The following is a 15185-nucleotide window of genomic DNA, read 5'->3' as shown; positions in this document are numbered from 1 at the left end:
GGACGGTCGAGGGGAGATGCACGTCATGGGCGTGGAGATCAAGGTCAACGAGCTCACGAAGTCGTTCGGCAAGCAGCTCATCTGGGGCGACGTCACGCTCACCATCCCGGCCGGGGAGATCTGCGTCATGCTGGGCCCCTCCGGCACCGGCAAGTCGGTCTTCCTCAAGACCCTGATCGGGCTGCTCAAGCCCGACCGGGGCTCGATCATCATCGAGGGCACCGACATCGCCTCGTGCTCCGAGCGCGAGCTCTACGAGATCCGCAAGCTCTTCGGCGTGCTGTTCCAGGACGGCGCGATGTTCGGCTCGATGAACCTCTACGACAACATCGCCTTCCCGCTGCGCGAGCACACCAAGAAGTCGGAGTCGGAGATCCGCGCGATCGTCATGGAGAAGATGGACCTCGTCGGCCTCATCGGCACCGAGGACAAGCTGCCCGGTGAGATCTCCGGCGGCATGCGCAAGCGCGCGGGCATCGCGCGCGGCCTGGTCCTCGACCCCGAGATCGTGCTCTTCGACGAGCCCGACTCCGGCCTCGACCCCGTGCGCACCGCGTTCCTCAACCAGCTCATCGTCGACCTCAACGCCCAGATCGACGCGACCTTCCTCATCGTCACCCACGACATCAACACCGCCCGCACGGTGCCCGACAACATCGGCCTGCTCTACCACAAGCACCTGGCGATGTTCGGGCCCCGCGAGATGCTGCTGAGCTCCGACGAGCCGGTCGTGCGCCAGTTCCTCAACGCCCAGCGGGTCGGCCCGATCGGCATGTCGGAGGAGAAGGACGCCGACGAGCTCGCCGCCGAGGCCGACCAGGAGCTCCCGCCGATCCCGCCGATCCCCATGCAGCTCGAGCCCTCCAACGGCATCGCCCGGCGCTCCCAGCGCGAGCCGGGCGCCTGGTGCCGGGAGAACGGCATCACCCCGCCCCCCGGCTCCTTCGAGGACAACATGTCCATGGTCACCGGGGTCTGAGGTGGCATCTGGCACCGCCACCCGGGTCCTCGCCCCGATCGGCACCGCGGGCAAGCTCTTCGCCTTCGGTCTCGACGTCGGGCGCGGGCTCTTCCGACGTCCCTTCCAGCTGCGCGAGTTCCTGCAGCAGGCGTGGTTCATCGCCTCGGTCACCATCATCCCGACGGCGCTCGTGGCCATCCCCTTCGGCGCGGTCATCGCGCTGCAGGTGGGCGGCCTGATCAAGCAGTTCGGTGCGCAGTCGTTCACCGGCTCCGCGGCCGTCCTGGCGGTGGTGCGGGAGGCCGGGCCCATCGCCACCTCGCTGCTCATCGCCGGGGCCGGCGGGTCGGCCATCGCGGCCGACCTGGGCGCCCGCAAGATCCGCGAGGAGCTCGACGCGATGATGGTGCTGGGCATCGACCCCATCCAGCGCCTGGTCGTCCCCCGGGTGCTGGCGTGCATGCTCGTCGCGGTCTTCCTCAACGGCCTGGTCAGCGTGGTCGGGGTGGCCGGCGGCTACGTCTTCAACGTCGTCCTCCAAGACGGCACACCAGGGGCCTACCTAGCGAGCTTCACCGCGCTCGCCCAGCTGCCCGACCTGTGGCAGGGCATGATCAAGGCGCTGGTCTTCGGGCTGATCGCCGCCATCGTGGCCTGCTACAAGGGCATGAACGCCGGTGGCGGCCCCAAGGGCGTCGGCGACGCCGTCAACGAGTCGGTCGTCATCACCTTCATGCTCCTGTTCCTCGTCAACTTCGTGATGAGCGCGATCTACCTCCAGCTCGTCCCCCCGAAGACGGGATAGCCCATGGCCTCCGTGAAATCGGTCTACGAGCGCCCGCTCAAGACCCTCGACAACCTCGGCTCCGAGCTCGCCTTCTTCATCAAGGCACTGGCCTGGACCCCGCGCACGATCCGGCGCTACAAGAAGGAGATCCTCCGCATCCTCGCGGAGGTGACCCTCGGCTCCGGCTCGCTGGCCGTCATCGGCGGCACCGTCGGCGTCATCACCGCCATGTGCTTCTTCACCGGCACCGAGGTCGGCCTCCAGGGCTACGCCGCGCTCAACCAGATCGGCACCGCCGCGCTGTCGGGCTTCGTCTCGGCCTACTTCAACACCCGCGAGATCGCGCCCGTGGTGGCGGCGATCGCGCTGGCGGCCACCGTCGGCTGCGGCTTCACCGCGCAGCTGGGGGCCATGCGGATCTCCGAGGAGGTCGACGCGCTCGAGGTCATGGCGATCCCGTCGCTGCCCTTCCTGGTGACCACCCGCATCGTCGCCGGGCTCATCGCCATCGTGCCGCTCTACGTCGTGGGCCTGTTCATGTCGTACTTCGCGACGCGGTTGACGATCACGCAGTTCTTCGACCAGAGCACCGGCACCTACGACCACTACTTCTTCCTCTTCCTGCCACCCGGCGACGTGCTGTGGTCCTTCGGCAAGGTGCTGATCTTCGCCGTCGTGGTGATCCTGGTGCACTGCTACCACGGCTACAACGCCTCCGGCGGACCCGCCGGCGTGGGCGTGGCCGTGGGCCGCGCGGTGCGCACGAGCATCGTGGCCATCAACGTCATCGACCTCTTCCTGTCCATGGCGATCTGGGGCACGACCACGACGGTGAGGTTGGCGGGCTGATGGCGATCCTCAAGTACGTCAAGGTCCTCGGCGTGGTCTTCCTGGCCCTCGCCGTGGGGGCGGTGTGGCTGACCTACGCCGTCTTCACCAAGAAGTTCACCGACTACCAGGAGGTCTCGCTGGAGACCTCCAGCATCGGCCTGCAGCTGCCCAACCGCGCCGACGTGAAGATCCGCGGCGTCATCGTGGGCGAGGTGCTCGACGCCGAGACCACCGCCTCGGGAGCCACGCTTACGCTCGGGATCTTCCCCGACGAGATCGACACCATCCCCGCCGACGTGACCGGCTCGATCGTGCCCAAGACCCTCTTCGGCGAGAAGTACGTCTCCCTGGTGGTGCCCCAGGACCCCGCCCGCGACCACATCGAGGCCGGCGCGACCATCGACCGCACCGTGGTCTCCACCGAGGTCGAGCGGGTGCTCTCCGACCTCTACCCGCTGCTGCGCACCGTGCAGCCGGCCGAGCTCAACATGACGCTCAACGCGCTCGCCACCGCGCTCGAGGGTCGCGGCGAGGACCTCGGCGAGACGATCGAGACCCTCGACGCCTACCTCAAGCGCTTCAACCCCCAGGTCCCGGCCCTCGTCGAGGACCTGCGCCTGACGGCCGAGGTCTCCGACATCTACTCCGACGTGCTCCCGGAGGTCGGTCAGATCCTGCGCAACACGATCACGACCACCTCGACCCTGGAGGACCGCGAGGAGCGGCTGCAGGCGGTCTTCACCGACGTCACCGCCTTCTCCGACACCACCCGCGGCTTCCTGGAGACCAACGGCGACAACCTCATCCGTCTCGCCGACCTCTCCGTGCCCCAGGTCGGGCTGCTGGCGAAGTACGCCCCGGAGTTCCCCTGCCTGCTGGGTGGAGTCGTCAACGCCGGCTCGCGGCAGGCCGAGGCCTTCCGCGACTACACCCTCCACATCGTGCTCGAGACGATCCCCAACCAGCCCCGCAAGTACACCGCCGCCGACGCGCCCCGCTACGGCGAGTCGCGAGGCCCGAGCTGCCTCAACCTGCCGAACCCGCCCTGGGACCAGGACAACCCGCTGCGCTCGGTGCCGAACTTCGACGACGGTGTCGACGAGCCGACCGGTAAGGGCACCTCGCGCGTCGCGCCGAGCTACTGGCTGCGCTCCGGCGACGGCTACGCCGGCAGCGCGGCCGAGACCGACCTGATCAACTCGCTGCTGGCGCCCGGCATGGGTGTGGCGGCCGACGACGTGCCCGACCTCGGCGGCCTGCTCGTCGGTCCGCTGGCGCGCGGCGCGGAGGTGGAGCTGCGATGAAGCTGCTGGACAAGAAGACCACGGGCGACCTCGTCCGACTGCTGATCTTCATCGTGGTGACGACCCTGGCCACGGGCCTGCTGGTCATCACGATCGGCAACATCTCCTTCAAGCCCAGCACCGACTACCGCGCGGTCTTCGTCGACGCCACCGGCGTGGTCAAGGGCGACGACATCCGTGTCGCCGGCGTCAAGGTCGGCTCGGTCAAGGACGTGCAGATCGTCGACCGCACCCGCGCGGTCGTCAGCTTCTCGGTCGAGGAGGACGTGCGCCTGACCGGGGCCACCCAGGCCAGCATCCGCTACCGCAACCTCGTCGGGCAGCGCTACATCTCGCTGACCGAGGGCGTCGGTGACACCCAGCCGCTCGAGGACGGCGACACCATCGAGGTCGCCAACACCTCGCCCGCCCTCGACCTGACCGTGCTCTTCAACGGCTTCAAGCCCCTCTTCCAGGCGCTGTCGCCCTCCGACATCAACAAGCTCTCCTACGAGGTCGTCCAGGTCTTCCAGGGCGAGGGCGGCACGCTCGAGAGCCTGCTGGCCTCGACCGCCTCGGTGACCAAGACGCTGGCCGCACGCGACGACGTCATCAGCGCCCTCATCGAGAACCTCGACGGCGTGCTCGACAACCTCGGCGACCGCGACCAGCAGCTGAGCCAGCTCATCATCAACTTCCGTCAGCTCGTCGGCGGGCTGAAGGACGACCGCGTGGCCATCCTCGACTCCCTCGACCAGATCTCCGAGCTGTCGGTGCAGACCGCGGGCCTGGTCTCGGGCATCCGTGAGCCGCTGACCGAGGACGTCGAGCAGCTGCGGCGCTTCGCCGGCAACATCAACGCCAACCGCGGCGAGCTCGACCGGGCGCTCCAGGTGCTGCCGATCAAGCTCAACAAGGTCGGCCGCACGGCGACCTACGGCTCGTACTTCAACTTCTACCTGTGCCAGTTCCAGGGCCGGGTGCGACTGCCGGGCGGCTCGAGCGTGCCGCTCACCTACAACACCGGGGGAGCGAGGTGCGACCTCGGATGAGTCCCGCCGCCCACGCACCGACACCGACACCGACACCGACCAGCGACACGACCACGAGGGGAGCCCGGCGATGAGCAAGCCCTTCCGGGAGCGCAACCCCGTGATGATCGGCGCGATCAGCATGTCCGTGATCGTGCTCATGGTGCTCGCCGCCTTCCGTGCGCAGGACCTGCCGCTCATCGGCGGGGGCGACACCTACTACGCCGCCTTCTCCGAGTCCGGCGGTCTCAAGGTCAACGACGAGGTGCGGATCGCGGGCGTCCGCGTGGGCAAGGTCGAGAGCATCGAGCTCGACGGCGACCAGGTGCGGGTCGGCATGCGGGTCGACACCCCCTCGGAGTTCGGCCCCGAGACCCGGGCCGCGATCAAGGTCAAGACCCTGCTGGGGGCGATGTTCGTGTCGCTGGAGCCGGCCGGCTCCGGCCAGCTCGAGGAGGGCTCGACCATCCCGGTCGCGCGCACCAGCTCGCCCTTCAACGTGGTCGACGCCTTCGAGGGCCTGGCCGAGACCTCCGAGGGCATCGACACCGACCAGCTCGCCCAGTCGCTCACCACCCTGGCCGACCTCACCCGCAACACCCCCGAGGAGTTCAAGGGGGCCCTCGACGGCGTTTCGGCGCTCTCGACCAACATCGCCGCGAAGAACGACCAGATCAACAGCCTGCTCAAGAACCTCCAGCGGGTCTCGTCGGTGCTCGACGACCGCGACGAGGACATCGTCGCGCTCATGCAGGACGGCGACGTCCTCTTCCGGGCCCTCATCGCCCGCCGTGATGCCGTGCACCGGCTGCTGGTCTCGACCTCGACGCTCTCGCGCGAGCTGACCACGCTCGTGCGCGACACCCGCAGCGACCTCAAGCCGGCCCTCGACCAGGTCGAGGACGTGCTGGCCGTGCTCAACAAGAACGAGGACAACATCGACAACGCGATCCGACTCGCGGCGCCCTTCTACCGCGTCTTCGCCAACACCCTCGGCAACGGCCCCTGGTTCGACACCTACATCCAGAACCTCCCGCCCGTGCCCGACCTCGCCAACGGAGGTGGTCTGGGATGAACGTCCTCCAGCGGCTCATCGCCCCCGTGATCCTGCTGCTCGTCGTGGTCACCGCCGTGGTGTTCCTGACCGGTCGCGAGGAGCTCAAGACCCTCACCGCCCACTTCCCGCGCACCGTGTCGATCTACGAGGGCAGCGACGTGCGCGTGCTCGGCGTGCCGGTCGGCACGGTCGACACCGTGACCCCGTCGGGCACCGACGTGGTCGTCACGATGTCCTACGACGCCGAGGTGAAGATCCCGGCCGACGCGAAGGCCCTCATCGTCGCCCCGGCGGTGGTGGGTGACCGCTACATCCAGCTGACCCCGACCTTCGCCGAGGGCGACCAGGAGATCGGCGACGAGGAGATCCTGGGCGAGGACCGCACCGGCGTGCCGCTCGAGCTCGACCAGATCTACTCCAGCATCGACGAGCTCACCGTGGCCCTGGGCCCCAACGGCGCCAACGCCGAGGGCGCCCTCACCGACCTGCTCCAGGTCACCGCCCGCAACTTCGGCGGCGAGGGCGAGCAGCTCAACCAGACCATCTCCGACTTCGGCAAGCTGTCGACCACCCTCGACGACAACAAGGAGGAGCTCTTCGCCTCGGTCAACGAGCTCGAGAGCTTCATCGGCACGCTGGCCCGCAACGACCAGACGGTGCGCGACTTCAACCAGTCCCTCGCGGGTGTCTCCGAGGTCCTCGCCGGGGAGCGCCAGGAGCTGGCCTCCTCGCTGGCCAACCTGTCGACCGCTCTCGGCGAGGTGTCGACCTTCGTTGAGACCAACCGCGAGGTGCTCGGCCGCGACATCGAGGGCCTCAACCGCGTGGCCAAGGTCCTGGTGCGCCAGCGGGCCGCGCTGGAGGAGGCCCTCGAGGTCGCGCCGCTGGCGCTGAACAACCTCGCCCTGACCTACAACCCGCAGGCCGGCACCCTCGACGTCAGCGCCAACATCCAGAACCTGCTCGGTCAGGTGACCAACGACCCGGCGCTCTTCCTCTGCACCGTCGTCGACCAGGTCGACGACACCGGGGGCCTGTGCGACCTCCTCGACGGGGTGCTCCCGCGCCCGGGGGCGCTCAAGGCCCTGCGCGGCGGGGGAGACGGGGCCGCCCGCAGCGGTCCGCTGTTCGACTCCTCGCTCGGTGGACTGGTGGAGGTGCCCTGATGAGGCGACACGCGACACGGCCCGCCGAGCGCCGTCGCCCGGTGCGCCGCGGCGCCCGGGCCCTGGTGGGCCTGGCGCTCGGCTCGATGCTGCTGAGCGGCTGCGACTTCGACGTCTACCAGATCCCGCTGCCCGGCGGCCCCGACGTGGGCGACAACCCGATGGAGATCGAGGTCGTCTTCTCCGACGTGCTCGACCTCGTGCCCCAGTCGACGGTCAAGGTCAACGACGTCACGGTGGGCCAGGTCAAGGACATCGAGCTGGAGGACTACGCCGCCACGGTGACGCTGGAGATCCAGGACGACACCGAGCTGCCGGCCGACGCCGTGGCCACCATCCGCCAGACCAGCCTGCTCGGCGAGAAGTTCGTCTCCCTGGCCGCTCCCACCGACGGCGGCAGCGGCCGGCTCGAGGACGGCGACGAGATCCCGATCGAGCGGACCGGGCAGAACCCCGAGGTCGAGGAGGTGCTGGGTGCGCTGAGCCTGGTGCTCAACGGTGGCGGCGTCGCCCAGCTCAAGACCATCGCGGGAGAGCTCAACAACGCCCTCGAGGGCCGCGAGGACTCCGCCCGCTCCGTGCTGACCCAGGTCGACACGCTGGTGAGCAACCTCGACGACAACAAGGCCGAGATCGTCGACGCGATCGAGTCCCTCAACCGGCTCGCGCTCGCGGTGAAGAAGGAGCAGCCGACGATCAACGCCGCGCTCGAGGAGCTGCCGAGCGCGATCACCTCGCTCGACCGCCAGCGCGACGACCTCGTGCGCATGCTGCAGTCGCTGAACCGGCTGGGCGACGTGGGCGTGCGGGTCATCCGCGCCTCGAAGGCCGACACCATCGAGGTGGTGCGCCAGCTCCAGCCCGTGCTGGGGCAGCTGGCCGCCTCGGGCGACAACTTCGTCAAGGCCTTCAACGTCTTCCTCACCTACCCCTTCGTCGACGAGGTCGTCGGCCGCGACCCGCAGGTCGCACGCAACCTGCAGGTCGGCGACTACACCAACCTGTCGGTGCAGCTGGACCTCGACCTCTCCCTCGGCATCACCGGCATCCCCACCGAGCTGCCGACCCTGCTGCCCACCGAGCTCGACCCGACCGCGATCGTCGACAACGTGCTCAAGTGCCTGCAGAGCGGCGACCTCACGAGCAAGGCCTGTCGCGACGTGCTCAACACCCCGGCCGCGCTGCTGGAGCTGCGCGAGCTGTGCCGCAAGCCGAAGAACAAGGACAAGGCCGTGTGCACGCTGCTCAACCAGGTGCCCGGGCTGCCCGAGCTCCCCGGGCTGCCCGACCTCCCCGGCCTCGGTGGCAGCACCGGCGGTGGCGGCCTGCTCGACGGCCTGCTGCGCCCGGGCGCGCTGCCCGGCGACGGCACCGCCTCGCAGGCCTTCGGCGAGCGCGGCCCGACCATGCAGGAGATGACGCAGATGTTCGATCCCGGCCTGGTCCAGCTGCTCGTGCCCGCGGCGGTGGTCCGGTGATCACCCGTCGCACGAAGATCCAGCTGCTGGTCTTCGTCATCATCACCATCGTCGGCGTGAGCTACGTCGGGGCCCGCTACGCGCGTCTCGACCGGCTGTTCTACGACAGCTCCTACACCGTCGTGGCGCACTTCCCGGAGTCCGGCGGCATCTTCGCCGGCGGCGAGGTGACCTACCGCGGCGTCGGCATCGGCAAGGTCGAGAAGCTCGAGCTCACCGACAGCGGCGTCGACGTCTACCTCGACATCGAGAACCGCTACGACTCGATCCCGGCCGACACCCTCGCCCTGGTGGGCAACCGCTCCGCCGTGGGCGAGCAGTACGTCGAGCTCCAGCCGCGGACCGACTCCAAGCCCTACCTCTCCGACGACTCCCAGATCGACGTCGCCGACACCGAGACGCCCATCCGCACCGAGAAGCTGCTGGAGGACCTCTCAGACACCGTCTCCTCCGTCGACCGGCCGGCCCTCAAGACGACGATCACCGAGCTGGGTGCGGCGTTCTCCGGGACCGGCGAGGACCTCCAGCGGATCCTCGACACCGGCAACTCCTTCATCCAGGCCGCCGACGACAACTTCGAGGTCACCACCGACCTCATCCGCGACGCCAACACGGTGCTCGGCACCCAGATCGACTCCGAGAGCTCGATCCGCACCTTCGCCGACCAGCTCGGCCTCTTCAGCGACACCCTCGCCGACGCCGACCCCGACCTGCGCCGCCTCATCGACAACGCCAGCCCGGCGGCCACCCAGCTGCGGCGTCTCATCGAGGACAACCAGGTCGAGCTCGGCGACCTCATCAACAACCTCATCACCACCGGCGAGGTGGTCACGCGACACCTCGACGGCATCGAGCAGCTCCTGGTGATCTACCCCTACGTCGTCGAGGGCGGTGTCACGGTGGTCTCCAAGTCGCCCGACACGGGTCTCTACGACGCCCACTTCGGCCTGGTGCTGACCCCGGCGCAGCTCTGCGAGCGCGGCTACCAGGGCACCGACACCCGCCCGCCCGACGACCGGGGCAACCGGCCGCTCAACGTCGACGCGCGCTGCGACGAGCCCCCGACGGTCACCAACCCCCGCGGTGCGCAGAACGCGCCCCGCCCGGCCGCCGACTACTCGGCTCCCGCCGCGACCTACGACCCCGCGACCGGCGAGCTGGTCTGGGGCGCCGAGCGTGCGCAGCGTCTGGAGAGCCGGGGTACGGTGGCGCCTCCGACCTTGGGAGAGGAGTCGTGGAAGTGGCTGTTCCTCCAGCCCCTGATGTCTCAGGACTGATGGACGACAGCCGCACCGACGACCCCGCACGCACCCAGCCGGCACCGGCGGCGCCCTCCCGCGCGTCGGCCCGGTTCCGGTTCGCCCTGCTGGTGGTCCTCGTCGCGGTCGCGCTGGCCTCGGTCGCCTCGCTGGTGACGCTGGCGGCGACCCGCGCCGACGGTGGCCTGGGCGAGCGCCTGGGCAGCCTCGTCGGGTCCTCCAACGACGGCGAGCAGGCCCAGCGCGAGGAGGTCATGGACGCCGCGACCCAGTTCGTGCTCCGCCTCAACAGCTACGGCCCCGACGACCTCGACGACTCCGGTCAGATGCCGGGCTACCGCGCCTCGGTGTCGGAGGTCATCACGCCGAAGTTCCGCACGGAGTTCGAGCAGAGCGTCAACCTCGCCGAGCAGACCGTGGCCCAGGCCGACCTCGAGCGCACGTGCGACGTCTTCGCCTCGGGGGTCTCCTCGATGGACGAGGACTCCGCCGAGGTGCTCGTCGCCGGGGAGTTCACCAACACCTACACCCAGGCGGACGACGGCGAGCCCTTCCAGGACCGGCCGGCGCAGTTCCGCCTCGTCGTCACCGTGCTCCTGGTCGACGGCGAGTGGCTGGTCGACGACTTCGTCCCCGCGACCGGCGACGGCGTCGAGCTGCCCTCGGGCGCGGCTCCCGGCGCCTCCACCGCGCCGTCGCCGGGCCAGGGCGGCGGCAGCGGACGACCGAGCGGAGGAGCCACCCCGTGACCCCGAGCTGGTACGACGTCCTGGGCGTCGACCCCGACGCGAGCACCGACGAGGTGCGCGCCGCCTGGCGCGCGGCCATCGCCGACCTCGACCCCGCCGACCGGCGCTTCCGCTCGCTCAACCAGGCCGCGGAGGTGCTGCTCGACCCCGAGCGCCGCGCCGCCTACGACGCCACGCTCGAGCCCGACGCCGACGCCGACGCCGACACCGACACCGACGCAGCGGACGGCGGCACCGCTGCGCCGGTCACCGCCCGTGGGCCCTCGGGGCCGCGCCCGCCGCGCAGCCCCCGGGTCGTCCCGGGCTGGTCGCTCGTGGTGGCGGGGGTGCTCGCGGTGGCGCTGGCGGCGCTGACCGTGCTGGCCCTCGTCAGCCCGGCCGCCTCGGGAGAGGCCGACGCGGAGGAGGCCCGCGAGGTGGCGGTCCGCGCGATCGTGCCGGTGCTGTCCTACGACTACCGGTCGATGGACGAGAGCGCGGCGGCGGCGAGCACCTACATGACCTCGGCGTTCAAGACGCGCGACTACGACCCGCTCTTCGCGGTGCTCCAGGAGAACGTCGCCGAGACCGAGACCGTGGTCGAGGCCGAGGTCGTCGACTCCGGCGTCGTGCGCACCGGCGAGGACCGCGTCGAGGTGCTGCTCTTCGTCGACCAGCCCACCACCAACGTGCGCTTCACCGAGCCGCAGACCTACCAGAACCGGGTGGTCGTCACCATGGTCAAGGACGGCGAGGACTGGCTCATCGACAAGCTCGTCACCACCGGCGCCGGCCCGGCCGCGGGGGAGTAGCGCGCAGCCGTCGGCGACCGGACCGTCCACAGCCTCGCCGCGGCGGTGCTTGACCTCGCCGGTGCCGGCAGTCATCATCGTCGCGAACGCTCACCTGCGAGGTGCCTGCCGCAGTTGTCGCGCGCCCTCTGTTCGGGTACTGTTGCGCTTTGCGCCTGCCCTCAGATGCCCTCAGCCTTCCCGGTGGCTGACGTGTGGTCGGTCGGCGCCTCTCGCCCAGCGTTCTCTCGAAGGACTCCCTCTTGGCCGCGCGCAGCACCACTGCCTCCTCCGTCGCAAGCAAGTCCCGCATCTCGTTCGCGAAGATCACCGAACCGCTCGAGGTGCCGCAGCTCCTCTCCCTCCAGACCGACAGCTTCGACTGGCTCGTCGGCAACGAGAAGTGGGACGCCGTCGTCGAGCGTCGCCGCTCCGAGGGCGAGGACGTCTCCAGCAAGTCCGGTCTGCAGGAGATCTTCGAGGAGATCTCGCCGATCGAGGACTTCTCCGAGACCATGTCGCTCTCGTTCGAGAACCCGGTCTTCTACGACCCCAAGTACACCGTCGACGAGTGCAAGGAGAAGGACTTCACCTACTCCGCACCGCTCTACGTCTCCGCCGAGTTCACCAACAACGACACCGGTGAGATCAAGGGCCAGACGGTCTTCATGGGCGACTTCCCCCTGATGACCGACAAGGGCACGTTCATCATCAACGGCACCGAGCGTGTCGTCGTCAGCCAGCTCGTCCGCTCGCCGGGCGTGTACTTCGAGCGCTCGGCCGACAAGACGTCCGACAAGGACATCTACACCTCCAAGATGATCCCGAGCCGCGGCGCGTGGCTGGAGTTCGAGATCGACAAGCGCGACATGGTCGGCGTGCGCCTCGACCGCAAGCGCAAGCAGAACGTCACGGTGCTCCTCAAGGCGCTCGGCTACACCAACGAGCAGATCCGCGAGGAGTTCGGGCAGTACGAGTCGATGATGCTGACCCTGGAGAAGGACAACACCCAGGGCCAGGACGACGCGCTGCTCGACATCTACCGCAAGCTGCGCCCGGGCGAGCCGCCGACGCGCGAGGCCGCCCAGACGCTGCTGAACAACTACTACTTCAACCCCAAGCGCTACGACCTGGCCAAGGTCGGTCGCTACAAGATCAACAAGAAGCTGGGGCTGACGCAGGCGTTCGACCAGCAGACGCTGACCGTCGAGGACATCGTCGCCGCGATCAAGTACATCGTCGCGCTGCACGACGGCCAGGAGCAGCTGGAGACGCCCCAGGGCGAGCTCCCGATCTCCCCCGACGACATCGACCACTTCGGCAACCGCCGCATGCGCACCGTGGGCGAGCTGATCCAGAACCAGCTCCGCACCGGCCTGGCGCGCATGGAGCGGGTCGTGCGCGAGCGGATGACGACCCAGGACGTCGAGGCCATCACCCCGCAGTCGCTGATCAACATCCGCCCCGTCGTCGCGGCGCTGAAGGAGTTCTTCGGCACCTCGCAGCTGAGCCAGTTCATGGACCAGACCAACCCGATCGCGGGCCTGACGCACAAGCGTCGCCTCTCCGCGCTGGGTCCCGGTGGTCTGTCCCGTGACCGCGCCGGCATGGAGGTCCGCGACGTCCACCCGTCGCACTACGGTCGCATGTGCCCGATCGAGACCCCTGAGGGTCCCAACATCGGTCTGATCGGCTCGCTGGCCTCCTACGGCCGGATCAACCCGTTCGGCTTCGTGGAGACGCCCTACCGCAAGGTCGTCGACGGCACCGTCACCGACCAGATCGACTACCTCACCGCCGACGACGAGGACCGCTTCGTCATCGCCCAGGCCAACGCGGCCATGGACGACGCCGGGAAGTTCGTCGAGGAGCGCGTGCTGGTGCGCCAGCGCGACGGCGAGGTCTCGGAGATCCTGGCCGACGAGGTCGACTACATGGACGTCTCGCCGCGCCAGATGGTGTCGGTCGCGACCGCACTGATCCCGTTCCTCGAGCACGACGACGCCAACCGCGCGCTCATGGGCGCCAACATGCAGCGCCAGGCCGTGCCGCTCATCAAGAGCGACTCGCCCTTCGTCGGCACGGGCATCGAGTTCCGCGCCGCCGTCGACGCCGGTGACGTCGTCACCGCGACCGCCGCCGGTGTCGTCTCGTCGGTCTCGGCCGACCTGATCGAGACCATGAACGACGACGGCACCTACTCCAGCTACAAGCTGGCGAAGTTCCGCCGCTCCAACCAGGGCACCTGCATCAACCAGCGCCCGCTGGTCGCCGAGGGCGACCGCCTCGAGGTCGGCAGCCCCATCGCCGACGGCCCCTGCACAGACGACGCGGAGATGGCGCTGGGCACCAACCTGCTCGTCGCCTTCATGCCGTGGCAGGGCCACAACTACGAGGACGCGATCATCCTCAGCCAGCGCCTGGTGCAGGAGGACGTCCTCACCTCGATCCACATCGAGGAGCACGAGGTCGACGCCCGCGACACCAAGCTGGGCCCCGAGGAGATCACCCGCGACATCCCCAACGTCTCCGAGGAGATGCTGGCCGACCTCGACGAGCGCGGGATCATCCGCATCGGCGCCGAGGTGCAGACCGGCGACATCCTCGTCGGCAAGGTGACCCCGAAGGGCGAGACCGAGCTGACCCCCGAGGAGCGCCTGCTGCGCGCGATCTTCGGCGAGAAGGCGCGCGAGGTGCGCGACACCTCGATGAAGGTGCCCCACGGTGAGTCCGGCACGGTCATCGGCGTCCGTGTCTTCGACCGCGAGGACGGCGACGAGCTGCCCCCGGGCGTCAACCAGCTGGTCCGCGTCTACGTCGCCCAGAAGCGCAAGATCTCGGTGGGCGACAAGCTCGCCGGTCGTCACGGCAACAAGGGCGTCATCGCCAAGATCCTGCCGATCGAGGACATGCCGTTCATGGAGGACGGCACCCCCGTCGACGTCGTGCTCAACCCGCTGGGTGTGCCGCGACGCATGAACATCGGCCAGATCCTCGAGCTCCACCTCGGCTGGCTGGCCAAGCAGGGCTGGGACCTCGACCTGTCGGACGACAAGAACGACGCCGACTGGAAGCAGCGCCTGATCAAGATCCACGCCGACAAGGCCGCCGCGAACTCCAAGGTCGCGACCCCGGTCTTCGACGGTGCGCGGGAGGACGAGATCACCGGCCTGCTCGGTGCGACCATCCCCAACCGCGACGGCGTGCGGATGATCGACGAGACCGGCAAGGCTGACCTGTTCGACGGCCGCTCCGGCGAGCCGTTCCCCGACCCGGTCTCGGTCGGCTACATGTACATCCTCAAGCTGCACCACCTCGTGGACGACAAGATCCACGCGCGCAGCACCGGCCCCTACTCGATGATCACGCAGCAGCCCCTGGGCGGTAAGGCCCAGTTCGGCGGCCAGCGGTTCGGCGAGATGGAGGTCTGGGCGATGGAGGCCTACGGCGCCGCCTACGCCCTGCAGGAGCTGCTCACGATCAAGTCCGACGACGTCCCCGGACGCGTCAAGGTCTACGAGGCGATCGTCAAGGGCGAGAACATCCCCGACTCGGGCATCCCCGAGTCGTTCAAGGTGCTCGTCAAGGAGATGCAGTCGCTCTGCCTGAACGTCGAGGTCCTGAGCCAGGACGGCTCGTCGATCGAGCTGCGCGACGCGGAGGAGGACGTCTTCCGCGCCGCCGAGGAGCTGGGCATCGACCTGTCGCGTCGCGAGCCCAGCAGCGTCGAAGAAGTCTGAGCGTGACGGCGGGGCGCCCCCAGCGGCGCCCCGCCCCCGCCAGTCCACGACTCGTTTCACACAGATCTAACGA

General features: G+C 69.2%; 12 protein-coding genes. All 12 read left to right on the top strand.

Annotation, left to right across the window (positions count from 1 at the left end; translation table 11 throughout):
* Window positions 1–25: 25 nt before the first annotated feature.
* The gene (locus tag M3673_RS06315) at window positions 26–979 is read left to right on the top strand and encodes an ABC transporter ATP-binding protein (RefSeq protein WP_056865225.1); all 954 of its coding nucleotides are present in this window, start codon (window positions 26–28) and stop codon (window positions 977–979) included.
* Between the two features lies 1 nt (window position 980).
* Entirely contained in the window at window positions 981–1766 is a 786-nt protein-coding gene (locus tag M3673_RS06310) for an ABC transporter permease (protein ID WP_056864784.1), read from the top strand.
* Between the two features lie 3 nt (window positions 1767–1769).
* On the top strand, window positions 1770–2597 hold the full coding sequence (locus tag M3673_RS06305) for an ABC transporter permease (protein WP_056864783.1): 828 nt from the start codon (window positions 1770–1772) through the stop codon (window positions 2595–2597).
* Entirely contained in the window at window positions 2597–3883 is a 1287-nt protein-coding gene (locus M3673_RS06300; protein WP_056864782.1) for an MCE family protein, read from the top strand. The genes M3673_RS06305 and M3673_RS06300 overlap by 1 nt, the downstream gene beginning before the upstream one ends.
* On the top strand, window positions 3880–4914 hold the full coding sequence (locus M3673_RS06295) for an MCE family protein (RefSeq protein WP_251532599.1): 1035 nt from the start codon (window positions 3880–3882) through the stop codon (window positions 4912–4914). The genes M3673_RS06300 and M3673_RS06295 overlap by 4 nt, the downstream gene beginning before the upstream one ends.
* A 70-nt stretch (window positions 4915–4984) precedes the next feature.
* A complete protein-coding gene (locus M3673_RS06290) occupies window positions 4985–5968 on the top strand; it encodes an MCE family protein (RefSeq protein WP_056864780.1) in 984 nt (327 codons plus the stop codon).
* Window positions 5965–7116, top strand: a complete 1152-nt coding sequence (locus M3673_RS06285; protein WP_251532598.1) for an MCE family protein — start codon at window positions 5965–5967, stop codon at window positions 7114–7116. Before M3673_RS06290 ends, M3673_RS06285 begins: the two co-directional genes overlap by 4 nt.
* Window positions 7116–8594, top strand: a complete 1479-nt coding sequence (locus tag M3673_RS06280; RefSeq protein ID WP_251532597.1) for an MCE family protein — start codon at window positions 7116–7118, stop codon at window positions 8592–8594. Before M3673_RS06285 ends, M3673_RS06280 begins: the two co-directional genes overlap by 1 nt.
* Window positions 8591–9871 carry an MCE family protein gene (locus tag M3673_RS06275; protein WP_056864777.1) on the top strand — a complete coding sequence of 427 codons (1281 nt, stop codon included), beginning with the start codon at window positions 8591–8593 and terminating at the stop codon, window positions 9869–9871. The genes M3673_RS06280 and M3673_RS06275 overlap by 4 nt, the downstream gene beginning before the upstream one ends.
* Window positions 9871–10602 carry a hypothetical protein gene (locus M3673_RS06270; RefSeq protein WP_251532596.1) on the top strand — a complete coding sequence of 244 codons (732 nt, stop codon included), beginning with the start codon at window positions 9871–9873 and terminating at the stop codon, window positions 10600–10602. The genes M3673_RS06275 and M3673_RS06270 overlap by 1 nt, the downstream gene beginning before the upstream one ends.
* Window positions 10599–11393, top strand: coding sequence for a J domain-containing protein (locus M3673_RS06265; RefSeq protein WP_251532595.1), 795 nt, complete (start codon window positions 10599–10601; stop codon window positions 11391–11393). Before M3673_RS06270 ends, M3673_RS06265 begins: the two co-directional genes overlap by 4 nt.
* A 242-nt stretch (window positions 11394–11635) precedes the next feature.
* Entirely contained in the window at window positions 11636–15112 is a 3477-nt protein-coding gene (rpoB, locus tag M3673_RS06260; protein WP_228942312.1) for a DNA-directed RNA polymerase subunit beta, read from the top strand.
* The last annotated feature ends 73 nt before the right edge of the window (window positions 15113–15185 follow it).

Source organism: Nocardioides sp. P86, assembly GCF_023712465.1.
In the GTDB taxonomy this organism is placed as follows: domain Bacteria; phylum Actinomycetota; class Actinomycetes; order Propionibacteriales; family Nocardioidaceae; genus Nocardioides; species Nocardioides kribbensis.
The sequence above is the reverse complement of the archived record's forward strand: the minus strand, read 5'-3'. Positions and strand labels throughout refer to the sequence as shown.